This is a genomic window from Pigmentiphaga sp. CHJ604 (assembly GCF_036972535.1).
In the GTDB taxonomy this organism is placed as follows: domain Bacteria; phylum Pseudomonadota; class Gammaproteobacteria; order Burkholderiales; family Burkholderiaceae_B; genus Pigmentiphaga; species Pigmentiphaga daeguensis.
On record NZ_CP136998.1, the window covers coordinates 5,003,672 to 5,022,200 of the forward strand.

Sequence of the window (18,529 nt, forward strand, 5' to 3'; positions counted from 1 at the left end):
GCATCGCTACGGGCACCTGCCTCAGACGGGGAATACCAGCGAGGCCGGCGCCGGCGTGGGCTCCTCGGCGGGCGCGCGGCGATTGCCGGTCTGCTGCGCCGTGAATGCCGCGGCTATGCGCCGCCTGATGCGCAGCATGTCCCGGTCGGGACCGAACAGGATTTCGTTCTTGCGCGAATCCACCAGATCGCCCGCCACGCGGGCCAGCTCCCGGTCTTCCGCCGCCGTCTTCAACTGCCTCGGCTTGACCACGGTCTCGAAATGCAGGGCGAGGCGCGCGCGCGCTTCCACCGTGTCGGCGCGCCACGCCGCGTAGCGGAACAGCCTCGTGCGGTGATAGTCGATGGGAACCTGGAACAGCCGCGACACATAGGCCGCGGTGCCGGCCGTCGGGCGCAGCACGTTGGAGACCAGGCCGGGCAGGTTGAAACGCTCGCCCTTGATCTTGTCCAGGCCATGGCCATGGTCGAGCATATTGCCCTCCAGGTCCACGGAAATGCCGCGCAGGCCGTGGCCGTCCGTCTCGACGATCCTGACCCGCCGGTCCTCCAGCGGCGTCAGCTTCGGGCCGCCGCCCTCTTCCGGCCCCAGGTAGCGGGCCACGGCTTCGTGATACTGCGATTCCATGTGCAAGGTGACGGCATGATAGGCATCGCTGCCATCGATCACCAGCAGCCAGTTCGCGTCCCACTCTTCGGTGGGCAGCCGGAAGTGCACGAAGCGGTCGGGATGCAGCAGTTCTTCCGGCACGCAGTCCTCGATCGGCGGCGCGGGAAAGCGGCCGGTATCCCCGATGTAGGCCCACACATAGCCGCCCAGTTCGGCGCAGGGGTAGGAACGGACACGGGCCTTGGACAATTGCCCGGCATCGGCGGCGCTTTCCCAGGGAATCAGCGTGCATGCCCCCCCGCCGTCGAACCGCAGGCCGTGATAGGCGCACTGCAATTGCCCATCCAGCACTCTGCCGCTGGACAGCCTCACATACCGGTGCGGGCACCGATCGAACAGGACCCCCGGCGCACCCTGCTTGTCGCGAAACAGCACCAGATCCTCGTTCAGGCATCGGATCCCTATCGGCTTGCCGGACGGCAGCTCCTCGCTTTGCACCATGGGATACCAATAATTCCTCAACCCCAGTTCCAACCCCTGCGGCACGCCGCGCACGAGTTCCGGACCATCCTGCCTATCGCTCATGTTCTCCTCCTGCCAGGCTGACGCCAGCACAATCAATTAGATAGCTAACGTTTTATCAACGGAAAAAAGCCGCCCGTTCATGCCAGCATGGCCTGCTCGCATTCCCACGCCCAGGCCAGCAATTGGGCGTCGCTGCCGGGCGCGCCGGTCAGCTGGATGCCGATGCCCGGATGCCATGGCACCGGCACCGAGATCGACGGCGCCCCCGCCGCGTTGGCGAAGGCCGCATAGACCGCGCCCGCGCGCGCAGACGCCGGCTGGCCGTCGATGCGGGCGGGATAGGGTTGGTCGTGCGGCCAGGCCAGACAGGGGGATGCCGGCGACAGGATCACATCCGCCTCCGACCAGAGCGCCTCGAGCTGCCGCCGCCAGTCCAGCAGCCGCGCGACCGTGCGATACATATCGGCGGCGGTGGATGCGGACGAGCGCCGGGCAAGATCCCCCAGGGACGCCGGCAGCGCCGCGTCGTTCAACCCGAGTTCGTCGACGGCGGCTCGTACGCCGTGCGGGATGAGTTCCGTCCAGAAGGCATCGACCTGGGCCACAGAATAGGGCATGGGCCGCCAGTCGACCCGATGGCCGGCACGCGCCAGGCGCTCCGCGCATTCGTTCAGCGCGGCGCAGACCACGGGCTCCTGCCCCTGTTCGGGCGGGGAAATGGCGAGTATCCGCGCCCGCCGCGCATGCGCCCATTCGCGCAGCCACGCATCGGGCCGGCCGGGGCGTTCCTGCCAGGGGAAACAGGACCGGTCGACGGCGAGCACCGCGGCCAGCAGCGCGCAATCTTCCACCGATCGCGCGATGGGGCCGACGACCTGGAAATCGAGCGACGTGCGGGGAAAACCGCTGGAAGGCCAGGTGCAGCCGGGGGACGGCTTGAAACCCACCGTACCGGTATAGGCGGCCGGACGCCGTATCGATCCCCCGGCGTCGGTGGCCAGCGCCAGCGCCCCGATGCCGGACGCCACCGCGGCCGCCGCGCCGCCGCTGGAACCGCCCGGCGTCAGTTCGGGCGCCAGGGGATTGCGCGTCGCACCGTACACGTCATTGCCGGTGATGGCGGCCAGGGCCATCGGCGGGACATTGGTCTTGCCCAGCACCACCCCGCCCGCCTCGCGCACACAGGCCACGGCCTTTTCGTCGCGTGCGGGGACGAAAGACGCCAGCGCGCTCACGCCCCAGGTCGCCGGCAGCCCCCGCACCCACAGATTGTCCTTGACGGTGAGGGGAATCCCGTCGAGCCCCCCCGCAGGCCGGCCGGCCGCGAATCGACGGTCCGACGCCCTGGCTTCGGCCAGCAGCACGGCGGTCTCGGGGCTGGCGACGACGGCGTTGACCGCCGCGTTGCTCGTCCGGGCCCGTTCCAGCACGGACTCGAGCAGTTCCACCGGGGAAAGCCGGCGGGCCCGCAACAAGGCGGCGCTTTCGCTGGCACCGAGCCGCCACGGACTGCCGCCTGGATGTATCGCGCTCACGGGCACCTCCCCGATCCGATGTTGATTGACACTATACACCAAACAATTTAGATTGCTATCTAATTAATTTGCGAGGTGACGTCATGAGTCTTTTCGCGGTCCAGCGCTTGATCTTCGACTTGAAGCACGACAAGGGGCGAGCCGCGCTGCTGAAATCGGACCCCCAGGCGGCGCTCCGGGATGCCGATCTGACCGACGCGGAACGCAGCGCCCTGGCGCACGGCGACCTGGCCTCGCTCTATCTGATGGGGGTGCACCCCTTGCTGCTCGCGCCCTACTCGCGCATGGTCGGCATCTCCCGTGCCGACTACCAGCATGCGCTGGCCCCGCTCAAGGGCGCCCGTACCTTCTGCAGCGACTACCGGCTGGACAGCCGCGGCGAGGCCTGAATGGGCACGCTCGAATTCGCGGCGGCCATGAGCCACGCACCAGGCATCGCCGCCTTCACCCAGGCGGCGCCTGCCGCGCAGCGGCAGGCATTCTTCGATGCGGCGGCGGCCCTGCGGTCGGCCGTCTCGGCCGCGCACCTGGATGCCATGGTGGTCATCGCCCCCGACCACTTCTCCAACTTTTTCATCGGCAACATGCCCGCATGCTGCGTTTCCCTCAACGCCCGGTACAGCGGGCCGGTGGAAGACTGGCTGGGCGTGGAGAAGATGGACGTGCCCGGCGCGCCCGAACTGGCGCAGGCCATCATGCGGCATGCCTACAGCCGCGGCATCGAACCGGCCGGCGCCGCGCAGACCGAACTGGAACACAGCGTCGTCGTTCCGCTCGGCCTGCTCGCCCCCGCTTTCGACATCCCCGTGGTCTGGGTCATGATGAACTGCCAGGTGCCGCCGCTGATGTCGCTGCCGCGCTGCCACGAGCTGGGCCAGGCCATCCGTTCGGCCATCGATGCCAGCGGCATGCGCGTGGGCGTGCTCGGCTCGGGCGGCCTTTCCCACGCCCCCGGCGCGGCGGAGGCCGATCGGCTGGACGAAACCTTCGACCGGGAATTCCTTTCCCTGCTGGACCGGGGCGCCACGGCCGAGATTCTCGCCATGCCGCCCGCGCGGCTGGATGCCGCGGGTTTCGGCGCCTGGGAAGTCCGGCTGTGGGTGGCGGCCATGGGCGCGGCCCACGACCGCCGGCCCCGCACCCTCGCCTACGAACCCATCGAGGCATGGGATACGGGCTGTGCGGTCGCCATATTCGACGGCGCCGGGCGATGAAGACGCTACCGCAAGTGCGTCTGGCGCTGGGACTCCGATCGACGGCGCAGAGCCTGGGCGTGATCGGCCGCGATGCCGGAATCTTCCGCGCACAAGGACTGGACCTGCGCATCGCCCGGGAAGAAACCGCCGGCCCCGAGGGTGTACGCGGCCTGATCGCGGGGGAATACGAACTGGCCGAATTCGGCGCCGTCCCGCTGGTACAGGCGGTGTACGAAGGGCACGATCCCGTCATCCTGCTGGCCGCGGAACAGACCAATGCGCTGTACCTGCTGGGGGCCGCCCACATCGATACCCCCCGGGCGCTGGCCGGAGGACGAATCGGCGTGCTCAGCATGCCCGGCCAGACGGGCGTCAGCGCCGCCGCGATGCTGGACAAGTGGGACCTGTCCCGCGCAGACGTGGAACTGCTGGAGCTGGGCACCTACCCCGCGATCTATCAGGCCTTGCAGGACGGCCGCATCGCCGCCGGCGTGCTGACCGCCGACTACGGAATCGCCGGTACGATCGCCTTTGGCCTGCGCAAGTTGGCCGACCTGGGCGAGGAGCTGCGATTCCAGGGCCCCATCCTGGCCACCACCCGGCGCTACGCCAGCGCCCACCCGGAGCGCGTGCAGCGCGCGGTCGCCGCCTACGTGCGGACGATAGCGCTGTTCGTCGAGCAGCCGCACCGCGTCCTGGACAGCATGCAGCGCCACCTGGGCTTTCTGGACCACGAGCAGGCGCTGGCGGTCCACGCCTTCTACGCCCGGCGTTTCCAGCACCGGCCCTATCCGTCGGAAGCCGGCATGAAGCGGGTCATCGACCTGTATGCCCCCTCCTATCCCCGCCCCGCCCTCCGGCTGGAAGACATCTGGGATCGCTCGTTTCTGGACCGCAGCCTGGCCATGACCGGACCGCGGCCGACAACTTCATCGCAAGGATGACACCATGGACCTGGGAATCGCGGGGCGCACGGCACTGATCACGGCCTCGAGCAAGGGCATAGGCAAGGCCTGCGCGATGGAACTGGCCAGCCAGGGGGTGCACGTCGTCATGTGCGCGCGCGGGCGCCCGCAACTGGAACAGGCCGCCGACGAGGTACGCGCCGTGGCGCGCGGCGACGTCACGGCCATTTCCGCGGACCTGACCTCGGCCCCGGACATCGAGGCGCTGGTCGGTGCCGCCGAACGGCGGCACGGCGGCATCGACATCCTCGTCTCCATCGGCGGCTCGCCCAAGCGCGGCGGCTTCGATGCCATTTCCGAGCAGGACCTGCGCGACGCCTTCGAGATGTCGGTCATCGCCGCCTTCAGGCTGCTGCATCGCACGCTGCCCGGCATGCAGGCCCGGCGCTGGGGCCGGGTGGTCACGGTACAGTCCCGGGCGGTGCGTGAGCCCATACCCGACCTGGTCACCTCGGTGACCACCCGGCCGGGCGTCAACGGCCTGTTCAAATACCTGTCCAAGGAAGTGGCCGGCGACGGCGTGCTGCTGAACACGATCGTGCCCGGGCGCATCATGACCGACCGTTTCAAGAGAGGCCAGGAACTGGCCGCCGACAGCCAGGCCTATACGGCCGGCAAGCTGGCCGGCATACCCGTCGGCCGCTTCGGGCAGCCCGAGGACATCGCCGCCGCCGTGGCCTTCCTGTGCTCGGAGCGGGCCTCGTACATCAATGGAACGGCATTGCAGGTGGACGGCGGCGTCATCAACGCCATCTGACCGCGCCCGCCCGCATGGCGGGCGTCATTCGGCGGGCGTGATGTTGGTTTCTATCCGGCCCAGCACGCGGCGGAAAGTCGCCAGGTCCGCTTCGGTGATGTCCGCCAGGGCGATCTCGTTGATGTGCTCGACGCGGGGCAGCAGCACTTCCTCCAGGCCCCTGCCCTTGTCGGTCAGGAACACCAGGACCCTGCGCTTGTCCACGGAATCGGGTTGCAGCTTGACCATCTTCTGCGCCTCCAGCTTGCGCAGCGCCGCCCATGCCGTGGGCTGGGTCAAGCCCACCATTTCAGCGATCTCGCGCTGGCTCACTCCGTCCTTTTCCCACAGGGCGCGCAGGAAGAACCACATGCCATACGAAATCCCGGCGCTGTTGATCTGCTGTTCCATGATCGGACGCAAGCGGCGAAAGGTCCTGCCGAGCAGGAAGCCTATGCTGCGATCGATGGGATAGTCTTGAGTGCGCATAATCCGTGAGACATCATTGGGTCCGGGCAATGATAGCTCACCACCCCGCCGCGCCCCATCCGAGGGCACGAATGGAGCCCGATTGCGCACTCGCGGTCAGTTCGATCCGGCGGCGGCCTTCCGGATATACGAACAGGCCAGGCACGAACGGACGTTCCCTCATCGTGCGCGGGGCCGCGGCGAACGCGACGCGCTTCCACAGCATCACTAGGCATTACCCTCGACCAAGGCCGCATAGGCCTCTTCGATCTGCCTGGCGGTCGCGCGCAACTGCGACGCATAGCGCGACGTCGCTTCGCCGCCCTTCATCCCGCTCAGGACGAACGCCATGTTGATCGCCGCGACCACCCTGCCGCCGTGGCATATCGGGGTGGCGATGCCCCCGAATTTCGTTTCGATCTCCCACTCTCCGTAGTTCAGGCAATAGCCGCGCGCGCGCCCTTCTTCGAGCACCTTCTCGACCAGGCTGGCGTTGGCGGCGAGTGCCGCCTGCGATCCTCCGCGCGCGCGCAGCGAATACAGCAATGTCTCGCGTTCCTCGTCCGGGCAGAATGCCAGATACACCCTTCCCGCCGCCGTGGAAAGCAGCGGCAGGTGGCGTCCCGGCATGCCCGGGTGCAAGGCATAAGGGCTGTAGGGACGCGTCGACACCCGCACGACCATTTCCACGTCTTCCAGGGTCAGGATGGAACACGGCCAGGCAACCGCCTTGCCGAGCGCGCGCAGCGCGGGAACGGCCAGGTCGACGATACGCAGGTTGTCCCGGAAACCCGCGCTCAATGCCTGCACCTTGTACGACAGGCGATACAGGTTGTCCCCTGGTTCGCCATGGACGTAGCCCTGGGCGACCAGGGTTTCCAGCAGGCGCTTGACCGTGGTGCGATGAATCCCGGTGGCGTGGCTCAGCCAGGTGATGCTCGCACACCCGCCAGGGGACCGATTGAGCTCGAGCAGCAGGCCAAGGCCGCGTTCGAGGGATTGGCATAGACGGTAGCTCTGCTTCATATGCTGTCTCTGTAGACGACATTGTGCCTATGCGGGTCGGCGGGACGGAACACATGGCGCGGGCAGGTGCACATTGTGCACCTTCTTTCCAGGAGACGTTGTAGGCCGCGAAAGCCGGTCCTAGCATGCCCGGATTCACATCACGGCAGCGCCCGGTCGACAGGAGGAGACGAGCCTATGAACGCCTCGGAACGCATCATGGATTCCATCAGGGGGGAAAGCTACATCGACGAGACCCCTGGCGAATTTCGCGTCGCGACGAATGCCTATCGCGACGCGGAAGTCTTTCAGGCGGAAATCGCCCGCATCTTCAGCAGCAGCTGGATCTACCTTTGCCACGAAAGCGAGATCCCCGACGCCGGGGACTACAAGTCCACGCTGCTTGGCTTGCAGCCGGTCATCGTTTCGCGCGACCGCGAAGGCGGCGTGGCCGCGGTGCTCAACGCCTGTACCCACCGCGGCGCCACGCTGTGCCGCGCCGAGGGCGGGTCGGCCAAGGTGCTGGTGTGCCCCTACCATGGCTGGTCGTTCCGCCCCAGCGGCGAGCTGGTGGGGATACCCGCCGCGGAGCGCTATCACGCCGACTTCGATCGATCGAACAAGGATCTGGTCAAGGTGCCGCGGATCGCCGCCTACAACGGGTTTGTCTTCGGCTCGCTGGACCCGCATGGGGAAGACCTGGCGAGCTTTCTCGGAGAAGGCCGCGAGCTTATCGATAGATGGGTCCGGCGCAGCGCCGGCGGCAAGATCCGGCTCGCCACCCCGCATCGCTACGCCTACCCGGGGAACTGGAAGTTCCAGTCGGAAAACATGTACGACGGCTATCACCCCGGATTCGTCCATCGCTCGGCGTTCAACACCATGCAGAAGTTCGCCGGATCGTTCGACAACCGCTACTTCGGCACGGTTCGTCCGGACGGACGCACGCGGGGCTTTCCCGGCGGCCACGGCACCCTCGAAGCCGGCGTGCCGCTGGAATCCGCCGGGGTGTCCGCCGAGGCCCGGCGCAAGTACGAGGCGTCCCTGGTCGCACTCTACGGCGAGGCGGAAGCCCGCGCGGTCCTGAACAACTGCCAGTTCCTGATCTTTCCCAACCTGGCCATTTTCGACTTCAACGTGCGCGTCATCCAGCCCATCTCGGCCGACCGTACCGAGGTGTACTCGTACCCCGTCCTGCTCGACGGCGTCGACGACTCGATCAACGCCAACCACATGCTCGACGCCCAGACCCGGGTCGGGTCGGCGGGCATGTTGTCGGCCGACGATATCGACATCTTCGCCGGCAACCAGAATGCGTTGAAAGCCACGGGCCTGCGCTGGGTCACGCTCAGCCGCGGGCTGGGCCTCGAGCGCATGGCGGCGTCCGGGGTCAGGGAAGGCGCATACAGCGACGAGACGCCGCAACGGGCTTTCTGGCGCAAATGGGCACGGTGCATGACGGATATGTCGAACGGCGAGGCGGCGGGAAAATGAAGCAGGAAATCGAAGATCTCATTTATGACGAAGCGCGTCTGCTCGACGAAGGACGCTTCGATCAATGGCTGTCCCTGTACAGCGCGCACGCCCACTACTGGGTGCCCATCGACGAGGCCAGCGACCCGCTCAAGGATTCGTCGATCATCTTCGACAACCACGAACGCCTGGCCATGCGCGTTCATCAATTGATGCACGAATCGCGCGTGGCCCAATCCCCGCCGTCCCACATGCTGCGCCAGCTGTCGAGCCCCCGCGTGAAGATCGCGGATGGCCACGCGCCGCAGGCGGCGGCCGAATGGAGCCAGATCCTGATGGAAAGCCGCGGCGGCGACTGGCGCCAGAGCGGGGTGGGCGAATTGCGCCTCTACCCCGCGCGTTGCTCGGCAAGCTTCTGCCGGGAGGACGGAAGCTGGCGGTTCTCTTCCAAGAAGATCGTGCTGTTGAATCGGCATCTGCCGCTGGAAGGGTTGTCTTTCATCATTTGAACAAAAGCGGGCCCAAGAGCCGACGCAACCAAGGAGACAAGCATGACATTCCGCCACTTCATTGCAGGCTGGCTTGCCCCGCTGGCACTGGCCTGTGGGCCCGCGCTCGCCGCCGACTACCCGGTCAAGCCCGTCAAGCTGGTGGTGCCGCTGGCGCCAGGCGGTTCGGCCGACGGCGTCGCGCGACTGCTCGCCGGCGAACTGGGACGACTTTGGGGGCAACCCGTCGTCGTGGAGAACCGCGCCGGCGCCGCCGGGGTGATCGGCGTTTCGGCGGTCGCGCGTTCACCGGCCGACGGCTATACGATCCTGCTCACGCCGATCTCCATCACGACCGGGCACATATACAACAAGGATCCGGGCTACGACGCGGACAAGAGCTTCGCCCACATCACGCAGCTCATCTCGACGCATTACCTGGTGTCGGTCAATTCGTCCTTGCCGGTCAACTCGCTGGCCGAGCTGGTGAGCTACGCCAAGGCCCATCCCCACCAGATATTCCACGGGGCCGGCGCGGGCGGCATGTTCCTGGCATTCGAGGAGTTCCGCGAACTCGCCGGCATCGACGTCGAGCAGGTCAATTATCGCGGCGAAGCCCCGGCCATGAGCGCACTGGCAGCGGGCGACGTACAAGTGGTGTTCTCCTCGATGCTGGCGGCCAAGCCCTTCATCGACTCGGGCAGGGCGAAGCCGCTCGCCTTCATGTCGCCGCAGCGCGAGCCGTACGCGCCCGGCATTCCTTCCGCGCCAGAAAGTGGCGTCAGCGGCCTGGAGATCGCCTTCTGGTTCGGCCTGTCGGCGCCGGCCGGCACGCCCGCCCCGATCGTCGACAAGATCGCGCGAGACGTGCACAAGATACTGAAGCGGCCCGATGTGATCGGAAAGCTCAATGATTATGGCTTCGTGCCCCACCCCTCGACACCCGCCGAATTCCGCCAGCGCGTCGCCACGGAAACGGCACGCTGGACCGCGGTGGCCCAGCGTGCCGGCATCGAAGCCCAATGAGCCGACATTCGCGGCAAGGACCCGATCATGCTTTCCATCGCAAAAACACAGCCCGGACCGAACGGGCTGGCCGTCCGCCAGGTGGCCGAACCCGTCGCCGGCGCGGGAGAAATCCTGCTGCGCGTCCAAGCCGCGGGGATCTGCGGCACCGACATGCACATCTATCACGACCACGGCCCGTTCGCCGCCCGCATGGCCTTGCCCCGCATCCTGGGCCATGAAGTATGCGGGATCGTCGAAGCGCTGGGGCCGGCGGTAAGCGGCATCGAGCCCGGCGATCTCGTCACGCTCGAAAGCCACATTCCCTGCTGGCGCTGCATGGCATGCAGGACCGGACGCGCGCACGTCTGCGCCCACACGCGCCATCCCGGCATAGACCTCGACGGCGCTTTCGCCGAATACATGGTGGCGCCGGCCGCCATTGCGTGGGTCAACCCGGCCGGTGTCCCGGTGGACGAGGCGGCCTTGCTCGAACCGCTGGGCATCGCCGTGCATGCCACGCTCGAGGGCAGCGCAGTGGCGGGCCAAAGCGTGGTGGTCAATGGATGCGGACCGATCGGCCTGATGAACATCGCGGTGGCCAGGCACTTCGGCGCGCGCATGGTGATCGGCGTCGACCCGAATCCGCTGCGGCGGACGCTGGCCCTGCAGATGGGCGCGGACGCGGCCATCGACCCCCGCACGGGCGACTTGCCCAGGCAGGTTCGCGACATGGTGGGCCCGGACGGGGCCGACGTGGTCGTGGAATACAGCGCCACCGCGGACGGCGCCCACAACACGTTCGCCATGCTGGCGCCGCTCGGCCAGGTGCGCTGGGTCGGCACCCCCTCGCAACCGGTGAGTTTCGACTTCGGGCTGTGGAGAAAGGCCCGCCCCACCATTTTCAACATATCCGGCCGGCGTATCTGGCAGACCTGGGAAAAGGCCGCCCCGCTGGTCTACGAACGCAGGATCGATCTACGCCCCCTGATCAGCCACGTGCTGCCGCTGGCTGAAGGGATACGCGGGTTCGAACTGATCCATCAGGGACAAGCCAACAAGATCTTGATGCGCACCCATTGAATTCACAAGGAACGAACATGTCGACCACTCCCGAACTCCCCTACCAAAGCATCTGGTCCGACCTGCGCGGCGTATCTTTCAGCCAAGGCTGGCTGGACGCCCAAGGGATGAATACGCGCTACCTGCACGCCGGAAGCAGCGACAAGCCGCCTCTCATCCTGCTGCACGGCGCCGGCGGCCACGCCGAGGCCTATGTGCGCAACCTGGGCGCGCACGCATCCGACTTCGACGTCTGGGCGATAGACATGCTCGGGCACGGCTGGACCCATAAACCCGATCACGACCTGGAAATTTCGCACTACGTCGACCACGTGCTGGCGGTCATGGACACCCTCGGCATCGAACGCGCCTCGCTCAGCGGCGAATCGCTGGGCGGCTGGGTCGCCTCCCGGCTGGCGGCCGACCACCCGCATCGGGTCGACCGGCTGGTCCTGAATACCGCCGGCGGGTCGCAAGCCGACCCGGTCGTCATGGATCGCATCCGGTCGCTTTCCATGCGGGCCGCCACGGACCCTTCCTGGGCCTTCATCAAGGCCCGCCTGGAATGGCTGATGGCCGACAAGACCAAGGCCTACGACGACATGGTGGCCGCGCGGCAGGCGATATACCAGCAGCCCGGCATGGTCCGCGCCATGGAGCACTGCATGATTCTGCAGGACATGGAGGTCCGCCGGCGCAACCTCATGTACCCCGGGGACTATGCCCGGATCGCGGCGCCGACGCTGGTCTTGTGGACCTCGGACGACCCCACCGCCGACGTCGCGGAAGGACGCCGCATCGCTTCCATGATTCCGGGCGCGCTGTTCGTCGTCATGGATGGCTGCGGACACTGGCCGCAATTCGAGGACCCGGCGGCCTTCCACCGCATCCACCTGGACTTCCTGCTGGGTAAGAGCGTTCCCGAAGCCCGGCCCGCCAGCCGCGGCGAATAGGCCAGGCCGCCATGGACGTCCTGCTGCAATGCCTGTCGCATACGCCCCTGATGCAGTACATCTCTCCCGGGGACGCCGTGCGCGATCGTAATACGCAAGCCCTGGCCCAGTTGAAAACACAGCTGCAGGACTTCGACCCGGAGCTGATTTTCCTGTTCGGCCCCGACCACTACAACGGGTTCTTCTATGACCTGATGCCCGCCTTCTGCGTGGGCGTGGCGGGCGAGACCGTGGGCGACTTCGACACGGAAAAGGGCAGGTTGAATATCCCGGCCGATATCGCCCGCGCCTGCGCCGGCTCGCTGCTCGAACAGGGTATCGATGTGGCGATATCGCATCGCATGCAGGTCGATCACGGATTCGCGCAACCGCTGCAATTGCTGGCGGGCGCCGTCGGCCGCCATGCCGTCGTTCCCATCTTCCTGAATTGCGTGGCGGAACCCATGACCACCTGCTGGCGCGCACGGCTGCTGGGCGAGGCGGTCGGCCGCTACGCGGCGACCTTGCAACGGCGCTGCGCCTTCATCGGCTCGGGCGGGCTGTCTCACAACCCGCCGGTGCCGCAGCTGGACGACGCCCCCGCGGACGTTGCCGAGCGGCTCATCGCCGGACGCAATCCGTCCGCCGAAGCGCGCCAGGCCCGGCAGCAACGAACCATCGCCGCCGCGCGGGAATTCGCGCGGGGGACGACGGGGCTGCGCCCCCTCAATCCGGCATGGGACCGGCAGTTCCTGGATACGCTGGCGGCGTGGAACGTCGAACGACTGGACGCGATGCAGAACGCGGCCATCACCGAACACGGCGGCAACTCCGCGCACGAGATCAAGACCTGGATAGCCGCGAACGCCGCATTCCGGCGCGCAACCGGCGGACGAGCCCAGGTATCGGTCCACTACTACGAACCCATTCCCGAATGGATATCCGGATTCGGCACCATGAGCGGGCGAGGCTTGCGGGGTTAGCCTGCGGCGGGTTCACCCCCCCCTCGCTTCCCGGTCCTCCGCCAGGCGTCCTTGGACGGCGCCCTGGCGGGCGCGGGACGCGGGCGTCACTTCGCCGCGCCGACGAGCGCGAATGCGTCGTAGGCGGGATCGATCGGCGTATGCGGCATATGGGTGATCGCTTCTTCCACGAGCGGGGCGCACGCGCCGTAGTCCGAGCCTATGCTGTCGCTGTGCGCCTGCGGAAAATTCACGGCGACCACCTTGCCGCCCCAGCGGTCCACCGTGGCGGTCATGCTGCATTTGCCGGCGCCGCCCACCTTCAGCTCCAGCAGGATCAGCGTCATGTCCAGCGCGGCATCCGCATTCGCGAAATTCCACTGCACCGTCATGCGGTCGCCGGGGCCGCCGGTATCGATCACTTTCATCATCTTGTCGGGAATGCCGACGGACTGCACCAGGTCGAGAATGTTTGCCCCGACCAGCTGGCCTTGCGGTTCACGCGCTTCGTGCGTCCGGTAGGCGGCGCAGCCCGTGAGCAAGGCGCAAAGAAAGGCAACGGTGAATGTCCGGGTACGCATGAGCGTTGCTCCAGTTACCTACCTACCGGGGGCAGTCGATATTTTTCAACAGATCGCGCGGCGGGAAGAGGGTTCCATGGGATGAGCCGGGTGACGTGAGCGCATACGCCTGACACGATTCGACGCATTTCGGCAACTCGCCGCTACACGGCGGCGCTGCCCCCGAGGGGGCGCTTTTTTGCCGCCGGGCCGCCCCCAAGGCAAAAAAACGGCTTCGCTTTTCAGAAAGCGAAGCCGTTTTCCATTCCCCGGGCGCTCCCCGGATCCAGGGCACCGCGGATCCGGCCTTGCCGGTCCGCCAGTGCCGCCCCCCGAGGGGAGCGGCCGCGGGCCGCCGGGGGTGGGCGTCCCTACACCCCTACCGAATCCGCCACATCCTTGAAGTCGGGGATCTGGTCGAAATTCATGTAGCGGTAGATGGTCTTCTCGTTCGCCGCCAGCACGCCGGTCTCGGCCATGTACTCTTCCTTGGTCGGGATGCGGCCCAGGCGCGAGCAGATGGCGGCCAGTTCGGCGGAGCCCAGGTACACGTTCGAGTTCTTGCCCAGGCGGTTCGGGAAGTTGCGGGTGCTGGTGGACATCACCGTCGCGCCTTCGCGCACCTGCGCCTGGTTGCCCATGCACAGCGAGCAGCCCGGCATTTCCATGCGGGCGCCGGCCGAACCCAGGACGCCGTAGTGGCCTTCCTCGGTCAGTTGCTGCTGGTCCATCTTGGTGGGCGGAGCGACCCACAGCTTGACCGGGATGTCGCGCTTGCCTTCGAGCAGCTTGGATGCCGCGCGGAAGTGGCCGATGTTGGTCATGCAGCTGCCGATGAACACTTCGTCGATCTTGGCGCCGGCCACGTCGGACAGGGTCTTGACGTCGTCCGGGTCGTTCGGGCACGCGACCAGGGGCTCGTGCACGTCGGCCAGGTCGATCTCGATGACGGCGGCGTATTCGGCGTCGGCATCGGGTTCCAGCAGTTGCGGGTTGGCCAGCCAGGCTTCCATGGCCTTGATGCGGCGGCCGATCGAGCGCTCGTCTTCATAGCCGTTGGCGATCATCCACTTCAGCAGCGTGATGTTGCTGTTGATGTATTCGATGATCGGTTCCTTGTTCAGGCGCACCGTGCAGCCGGCGGCAGAACGCTCGGCCGAGGCGTCGGACAGTTCGAAGGCCTGTTCCACCTTCAGGTCGGGCAGTCCTTCGATTTCCAGGATGCGGCCCGAGAAGATGTTCTTCTTGCCCTTCTTCTCGACGGTCAGCAGGCCCTGCTGGATCGCGTAGTAGGGAATGGCGTTGACCAGGTCGCGCAGCGTGACGCCGGGCTGCAGCTTGCCCTTGAAGCGGACCAGCACGGATTCCGGCATGTCCAGCGGCATGACGCCGGTGGCGGCGGCGAAGGCAACCAGGCCCGAGCCGGCCGGGAAGCTGATGCCGATGGGGAAGCGGGTGTGCGAGTCGCCGCCGGTACCGACGGTGTCGGGCAGCACCATGCGGTTCAGCCACGAGTGGATGACGCCGTCGCCCGGACGCAGCGAGATGCCGCCGCGATTGCTCATGAATTCGGGCAGCGTGTGGTGCGTCTTGACGTCCACGGGCTTGGGATAGGCGGCGGTGTGGCAGAACGACTGCATCACCAGGTCGGCCGAGAAGCCCAGGCAGGCCAGGTCCTTCAGCTCGTCGCGGGTCATGGGGCCGGTGGTGTCCTGGCTGCCGACCGAGGTCATGCGCGGCTCGCAGTAGGTTCCCGGGCGGATGCCCTTGCCTTCCGGCAGGCCGCAGGCGCGGCCGACCATCTTCTGGGCCAGCGTGTAGCCCTTGCCGGTGTCGGCCGGGTTCTTGGGCAGGCGGAACAGGGTCGAGGGCGGCAGGCCCAGGGCCTCGCGCGCCTTGGCGGTCAGGCCGCGGCCGATGATCAGCGGAATGCGGCCGCCGGCGCGCACTTCGTCGAACAGCACGTCGGACTTGATCTCGAACTCGGAGACCACTTCGCCGTTCTTCAGGGCCTTGCCTTCATAGGGGCGCAGTTCGATGACGTCGCCCATCTCCATCTTGGAGACGTCCAGCTCGACCGGCAGCGCACCCGCATCTTCCATGGTGTTGTAGAAGATGGGAGCGATCTTGCCGCCCAGACAGACGCCGCCGAAGCGTTTGTTCGGCACGAAGGGGATGTCTTCGCCGGTCCACCACAGCACGGAGTTGGTGGCCGACTTGCGCGAGGAGCCGGTACCGACCACGTCGCCGACGTAGGCGACCGGGTGGCCCTTGCCCTTCAGTTCGTTGATGAGCTTGAGCGGACCGACCTTGCCCGGTTCCTGCGGCTCGATGCCAGGCCGCGGGTTCTTGAGCATGGCCAGCGCATGCAGCGGAATGTCGGGGCGGCTCCAGGCGTCGGGAGCCGGCGACAGGTCGTCGGTGTTGGTTTCGCCGGTCACCTTGAACACGGTCACCGTCAGGCTTTGCGGCACCTCGGGGCGGCTGGTGAACCACTCGGCATCGGCCCAGCTTTGCAGCACGGCCTTGGCGTTGGCATTGCCCTTGTCGGCCTTTTCCTTGACGTCGTGGAAGGCGTCGAACATCAGCAGCGTCTTCTTCAGGCCGTCAGCGGCGATGGTGCCGACCTGCGCGTCGTCCAGCAGCTCGATCAGCGCGCTGATGTTGTAGCCGCCCAGCATGGTGCCCAGCAGCTCGGTGGCCTTGGCGCGATCGATCAGCGGGCAGGCTTCCTTGCCCAGGGCGACGGCGGCCAGGTAGGAGGCCTTGACCTTGGCGGCATCGTCCACGCCAGCGGGCACGCGGTGGGTCAGCAGATCCAGCAGCGTCTGTTCCTCGCCCTTGGGCGGGTTCTTGATCAGTTCGATCAGATCGGCGGTCTGCTGCGCGGACAGCGGCAGCGGGGGGATGCCAAGCGCGGCCCGCTCGGCAACGTGTTGACGGTAGGATTCAAGCATTGGAGGTGTCCCGGTATGAAGGGATTGAGGGCGATCGCCGGGATTGTAGGACTAGCGGCGGCGAGCCGCAACTGTCTTATATCTTATATAAGACATAAACAGTGTCTCCGCACGGTCGAGCCGGGATAGAATCGTTTTCCCGATATTCGGCCACGTAAGGGTAATCGAGATGAATTCAACGAAACTGAATCTGGATTGCCCCGACGGGGCCCGGCCGGCAGGGATCGCGCTCCCGCTTTCCCCATCGCGCCGCCACTGGCTGCAATTCGCCGGCGCCGGCGCCCTGCTCCATGCCCTGCCCGGCTGCGGAGGCGGCGACGACCCCGCTCCCGACGCCGGCCGGTTGTCCGAAGCCATCCAGTGGGGACGCGACGCCATCCGCCAGGCCTTGCAGAAGAACCAAGCCACCGCGGTCTCGGTCGCGCTGATGACCAGCGAAGGCGTCATCTGGCAGGAAGCCTTCGGGGTCGCGGATCCCCAGGGCAAGGTGGCCGCCACGGTCGACTCCCGCTTCAACATCGGCTCGGTCAGCAAGGTATTGGCCGCGCTGGCGGCGATGGTGCTGTGCGACCGGGGCAAGCTGGCGCTGGATGCGCCCATCACCCGCTATCTGCCCCGCTTCTCGATGCTTTCCAGCGAGTACGACCAGATCACGCTGCGCCACCTGCTCAGCCATTCATCCGGGCTGCCCGGTACCAATTGGCGCAACATTTTCGCATTCGAGCCCATCGCCGGCTACGCGCAGGACACCGAGGACGGCCTGGCCTACTTCCACCTGAAGCACCAGCCGGGGGAACTGGCGGTCTATTGCAACGACGGCTTCACCATGGTGGAAAACCTGGTGGCGGCGGTCACGGGTCAGTCGTACGCCGAGTTCGTGCGGCGCGAGATCCTCGAACCCCTGGGCATGAACCATTCCGCCTACCCGGTACAGCCCTTCCCCGAAGGCAGCTTCGTACACCCGGTGTACGAAGGGCGGCGCATGGGACAGGAATTCGTGTCTGCCTACGCCACCGGCGGCCTGGCCTCCACCCCCGGCGACATGATGCGGCTGGCGAAGATGTTCCTGGACCTGGGCATGTACCAGGGCAAGCGCCTGCTGTCGCAGGCGGCGGTCCAGGAGATGGGCACCGATCAGACCAAGGGCCTGCGCATCAACCCCTGCCCCGAATGGCGCTGGGGCCTGGGCTGGGACTCGACGCGGCAGCCCGGCCTGGACAGTGTCGGCATCAAGGCCTGGCAGAAGAACGGCGGCACGAGTTTCTTCTCGACCGAGTTCTTCGTGCTGCCCGACCAGCGCATGGCCCTGCTGCTGACGGGGGCCGGCACCACCTACGGGCCGCTGCGCATCGCCGAAGGCGTGCTGCTGCGGGCCCTGGCCGCCACACGCGCGATTCCGGCCGTGCCGGCGGCGCTGGGAGGCATCCCCGCGGCGGCGTCGCCGTCCATCGATGCCGCCGGCCTGGCGGGCATCTATGCCAATTACGAAGGACCATACAAGGTACAGGCCGCCAGTGCGGGCACGATCGACGTGCTGCACCGGAAGGCCGGCGCCTGGGACCCGATCGCCACGGGCCTGACCCTGCGCGCCGACGGCTGGTGGTGGAACGACGCGCCTTCGGGGAACAGCTACCGCTGGCTGACGCTGGACGGCAAGCACTACATGATCCAGCGCGTGCCGGCAGGCTGGGGGCATTACCGGCTGACCATGTCCGTGGGCCAGCGCCTGGCGCCGCTGGCGCCGCTGTCCGCCGCCTGGCAAGCCCGCCTGGGCACGCGCTGGGAACCGACCAACGAATCGCCCGAGTCGGTGGCGCTGGTCCTGGGCGATGGCATCGCCTCGCTGAGCGCGCTGCCCGAGTTGCCGGGATACGTGATGTGGAACGACGGCCAGCTGCTGCGCCCCGATGGCGACGACCGCGCCAGGATGACGATACAGGTGCCCGTCAATCATGGGCGCGACCTGGTCGAGCTCGAATTCTCGACGGTGGACGGCCAGCCGCAGATGCGGTCGGGGTCATCGCTCTATCGGTTGCTGGCAGAGGACTGAT

The 18,529-nt window shown here is 67.1% G+C and carries 17 protein-coding genes; 11 read left to right on the forward strand and 6 right to left on the reverse strand.

Annotation, left to right across the window (positions count from 1 at the left end; genetic code table 11):
- Positions 1-21: 21 nt before the first annotated feature.
- Both R4823_RS23995 and R4823_RS24000 read right to left on the reverse strand, forming a co-directional pair.
- Complete coding sequence (locus R4823_RS23995; protein ID WP_338616315.1) at positions 22-1,194, reverse strand: Rieske 2Fe-2S domain-containing protein; 1,173 nt, start codon at positions 1,192-1,194, stop codon at positions 22-24.
- A 77-nt stretch (positions 1,195-1,271) separates the two neighbouring features.
- A complete protein-coding gene (locus R4823_RS24000) occupies positions 1,272-2,669 on the reverse strand; it encodes an amidase (RefSeq protein WP_338616316.1) in 1,398 nt (465 codons plus the stop codon).
- A gap of 83 nt (positions 2,670-2,752) precedes the next feature.
- Here R4823_RS24000 and R4823_RS24005 point away from each other — a divergent pair, with 83 nt between their 5' ends.
- Genes R4823_RS24005 through R4823_RS24020 form a run of 4 tightly spaced genes read left to right on the forward strand, consistent with a single transcriptional unit; the run spans position 2,753 to position 5,587 of the window.
- Complete coding sequence (locus tag R4823_RS24005) at positions 2,753-3,058, forward strand: hypothetical protein (RefSeq protein WP_338616317.1); 306 nt, start codon at positions 2,753-2,755, stop codon at positions 3,056-3,058.
- The gene (locus R4823_RS24010; protein ID WP_338616318.1) at positions 3,059-3,883 is read left to right on the forward strand and encodes a hypothetical protein; all 825 of its coding nucleotides are present in this window, start codon (positions 3,059-3,061) and stop codon (positions 3,881-3,883) included.
- Positions 3,880-4,809: an ABC transporter substrate-binding protein gene (locus R4823_RS24015; protein WP_338616319.1), complete on the forward strand. Its 930-nt coding sequence runs from the start codon at positions 3,880-3,882 to the stop codon at positions 4,807-4,809. Before R4823_RS24010 ends, R4823_RS24015 begins: the two co-directional genes overlap by 4 nt.
- Positions 4,810-4,813: 4 nt before the next feature.
- Entirely contained in the window at positions 4,814-5,587 is a 774-nt protein-coding gene (locus R4823_RS24020; protein WP_338616320.1) for an SDR family oxidoreductase, read from the forward strand.
- 24 nt (positions 5,588-5,611) lie between these two features.
- Here the strand turns inward: R4823_RS24020 and R4823_RS24025 are convergent, their stop codons facing one another.
- Together R4823_RS24025 and R4823_RS24030 are read right to left on the reverse strand one after the other, a co-directional pair.
- The gene (locus R4823_RS24025) at positions 5,612-6,055 is read right to left on the reverse strand and encodes a winged helix-turn-helix transcriptional regulator (protein WP_338616322.1); all 444 of its coding nucleotides are present in this window, start codon (positions 6,053-6,055) and stop codon (positions 5,612-5,614) included.
- A gap of 207 nt (positions 6,056-6,262) precedes the next feature.
- A complete protein-coding gene (locus R4823_RS24030) occupies positions 6,263-7,060 on the reverse strand; it encodes an IclR family transcriptional regulator C-terminal domain-containing protein (protein WP_338616324.1) in 798 nt (265 codons plus the stop codon).
- A 177-nt stretch (positions 7,061-7,237) separates the two neighbouring features.
- Here R4823_RS24030 and R4823_RS24035 point away from each other — a divergent pair, with 177 nt between their 5' ends.
- From R4823_RS24035 to R4823_RS24060, 6 genes are read left to right on the forward strand one after another with little or no spacing between them, the layout of a single operon-like run.
- On the forward strand, positions 7,238-8,533 hold the full coding sequence (locus R4823_RS24035; protein ID WP_338616326.1) for a Rieske 2Fe-2S domain-containing protein: 1,296 nt from the start codon (positions 7,238-7,240) through the stop codon (positions 8,531-8,533).
- Positions 8,530-9,021: an aromatic-ring-hydroxylating dioxygenase subunit beta gene (locus R4823_RS24040; RefSeq protein WP_338616328.1), complete on the forward strand. Its 492-nt coding sequence runs from the start codon at positions 8,530-8,532 to the stop codon at positions 9,019-9,021. Before R4823_RS24035 ends, R4823_RS24040 begins: the two co-directional genes overlap by 4 nt.
- Positions 9,022-9,063: 42 nt before the next feature.
- The gene (locus R4823_RS24045) at positions 9,064-10,026 is read left to right on the forward strand and encodes a tripartite tricarboxylate transporter substrate binding protein (protein WP_338616330.1); all 963 of its coding nucleotides are present in this window, start codon (positions 9,064-9,066) and stop codon (positions 10,024-10,026) included.
- Between the two features lie 27 nt (positions 10,027-10,053).
- Positions 10,054-11,088 carry an alcohol dehydrogenase catalytic domain-containing protein gene (locus R4823_RS24050; protein WP_338616331.1) on the forward strand — a complete coding sequence of 345 codons (1,035 nt, stop codon included), beginning with the start codon at positions 10,054-10,056 and terminating at the stop codon, positions 11,086-11,088.
- 17 nt (positions 11,089-11,105) lie between these two features.
- The gene (locus R4823_RS24055; RefSeq protein ID WP_338616332.1) at positions 11,106-12,020 is read left to right on the forward strand and encodes an alpha/beta hydrolase; all 915 of its coding nucleotides are present in this window, start codon (positions 11,106-11,108) and stop codon (positions 12,018-12,020) included.
- A gap of 11 nt (positions 12,021-12,031) precedes the next feature.
- Positions 12,032-12,982 carry a 3-carboxyethylcatechol 2,3-dioxygenase gene (locus R4823_RS24060; protein WP_338616333.1) on the forward strand — a complete coding sequence of 317 codons (951 nt, stop codon included), beginning with the start codon at positions 12,032-12,034 and terminating at the stop codon, positions 12,980-12,982.
- Positions 12,983-13,068: 86 nt separating this feature from the next.
- On the opposite strand, the gene R4823_RS24065 is transcribed toward R4823_RS24060, so the two are convergent.
- Together R4823_RS24065 and acnB are read right to left on the reverse strand one after the other, a co-directional pair.
- Entirely contained in the window at positions 13,069-13,542 is a 474-nt protein-coding gene (locus R4823_RS24065; protein ID WP_338616334.1) for a hypothetical protein, read from the reverse strand.
- A gap of 350 nt (positions 13,543-13,892) precedes the next feature.
- The gene (gene acnB, locus R4823_RS24070) at positions 13,893-16,478 is read right to left on the reverse strand and encodes a bifunctional aconitate hydratase 2/2-methylisocitrate dehydratase (protein WP_338616336.1); all 2,586 of its coding nucleotides are present in this window, start codon (positions 16,476-16,478) and stop codon (positions 13,893-13,895) included.
- Positions 16,479-16,647: 169 nt separating this feature from the next.
- Between acnB and R4823_RS24075 the strand changes: the two genes are divergently transcribed.
- Positions 16,648-18,528, forward strand: coding sequence for a serine hydrolase domain-containing protein (locus R4823_RS24075; RefSeq protein WP_338616337.1), 1,881 nt, complete (start codon positions 16,648-16,650; stop codon positions 18,526-18,528).
- The last annotated feature ends 1 nt before the right edge of the window (position 18,529 follow it).

Bases quoted from the DNA above. Each gene is read 5' to 3' on its own strand.
- R4823_RS24030 (WP_338616324.1), bottom strand. From the start codon at position 7,060: ATGAAGCAGAGCTACCGTCTATGCCAATCCCTCGAACGCGGCCTTGGC.
- R4823_RS24025 (WP_338616322.1), bottom strand. From the start codon at position 6,055: ATGCGCACTCAAGACTATCCCATCGATCGCAGCATAGGCTTCCTGCTC.
- R4823_RS24035 (WP_338616326.1), top strand. From the start codon at position 7,238: ATGAACGCCTCGGAACGCATCATGGATTCCATCAGGGGGGAAAGCTAC.
- R4823_RS24060 (WP_338616333.1), top strand. From the start codon at position 12,032: ATGGACGTCCTGCTGCAATGCCTGTCGCATACGCCCCTGATGCAGTAC.
- R4823_RS24055 (WP_338616332.1), top strand. From the start codon at position 11,106: ATGTCGACCACTCCCGAACTCCCCTACCAAAGCATCTGGTCCGACCTG.
- R4823_RS23995 (WP_338616315.1), bottom strand. From the start codon at position 1,194: ATGAGCGATAGGCAGGATGGTCCGGAACTCGTGCGCGGCGTGCCGCAG.
- R4823_RS24045 (WP_338616330.1), top strand. From the start codon at position 9,064: ATGACATTCCGCCACTTCATTGCAGGCTGGCTTGCCCCGCTGGCACTG.
- R4823_RS24050 (WP_338616331.1), top strand. From the start codon at position 10,054: ATGCTTTCCATCGCAAAAACACAGCCCGGACCGAACGGGCTGGCCGTC.
- R4823_RS24065 (WP_338616334.1), bottom strand. From the start codon at position 13,542: ATGCGTACCCGGACATTCACCGTTGCCTTTCTTTGCGCCTTGCTCACG.
- R4823_RS24005 (WP_338616317.1), top strand. From the start codon at position 2,753: ATGAGTCTTTTCGCGGTCCAGCGCTTGATCTTCGACTTGAAGCACGAC.
- R4823_RS24075 (WP_338616337.1), top strand. From the start codon at position 16,648: ATGAATTCAACGAAACTGAATCTGGATTGCCCCGACGGGGCCCGGCCG.
- R4823_RS24010 (WP_338616318.1), top strand. From the start codon at position 3,059: ATGGGCACGCTCGAATTCGCGGCGGCCATGAGCCACGCACCAGGCATC.
- R4823_RS24015 (WP_338616319.1), top strand. From the start codon at position 3,880: ATGAAGACGCTACCGCAAGTGCGTCTGGCGCTGGGACTCCGATCGACG.
- acnB (WP_338616336.1), bottom strand. From the start codon at position 16,478: ATGCTTGAATCCTACCGTCAACACGTTGCCGAGCGGGCCGCGCTTGGC.
- R4823_RS24020 (WP_338616320.1), top strand. From the start codon at position 4,814: ATGGACCTGGGAATCGCGGGGCGCACGGCACTGATCACGGCCTCGAGC.
- R4823_RS24040 (WP_338616328.1), top strand. From the start codon at position 8,530: ATGAAGCAGGAAATCGAAGATCTCATTTATGACGAAGCGCGTCTGCTC.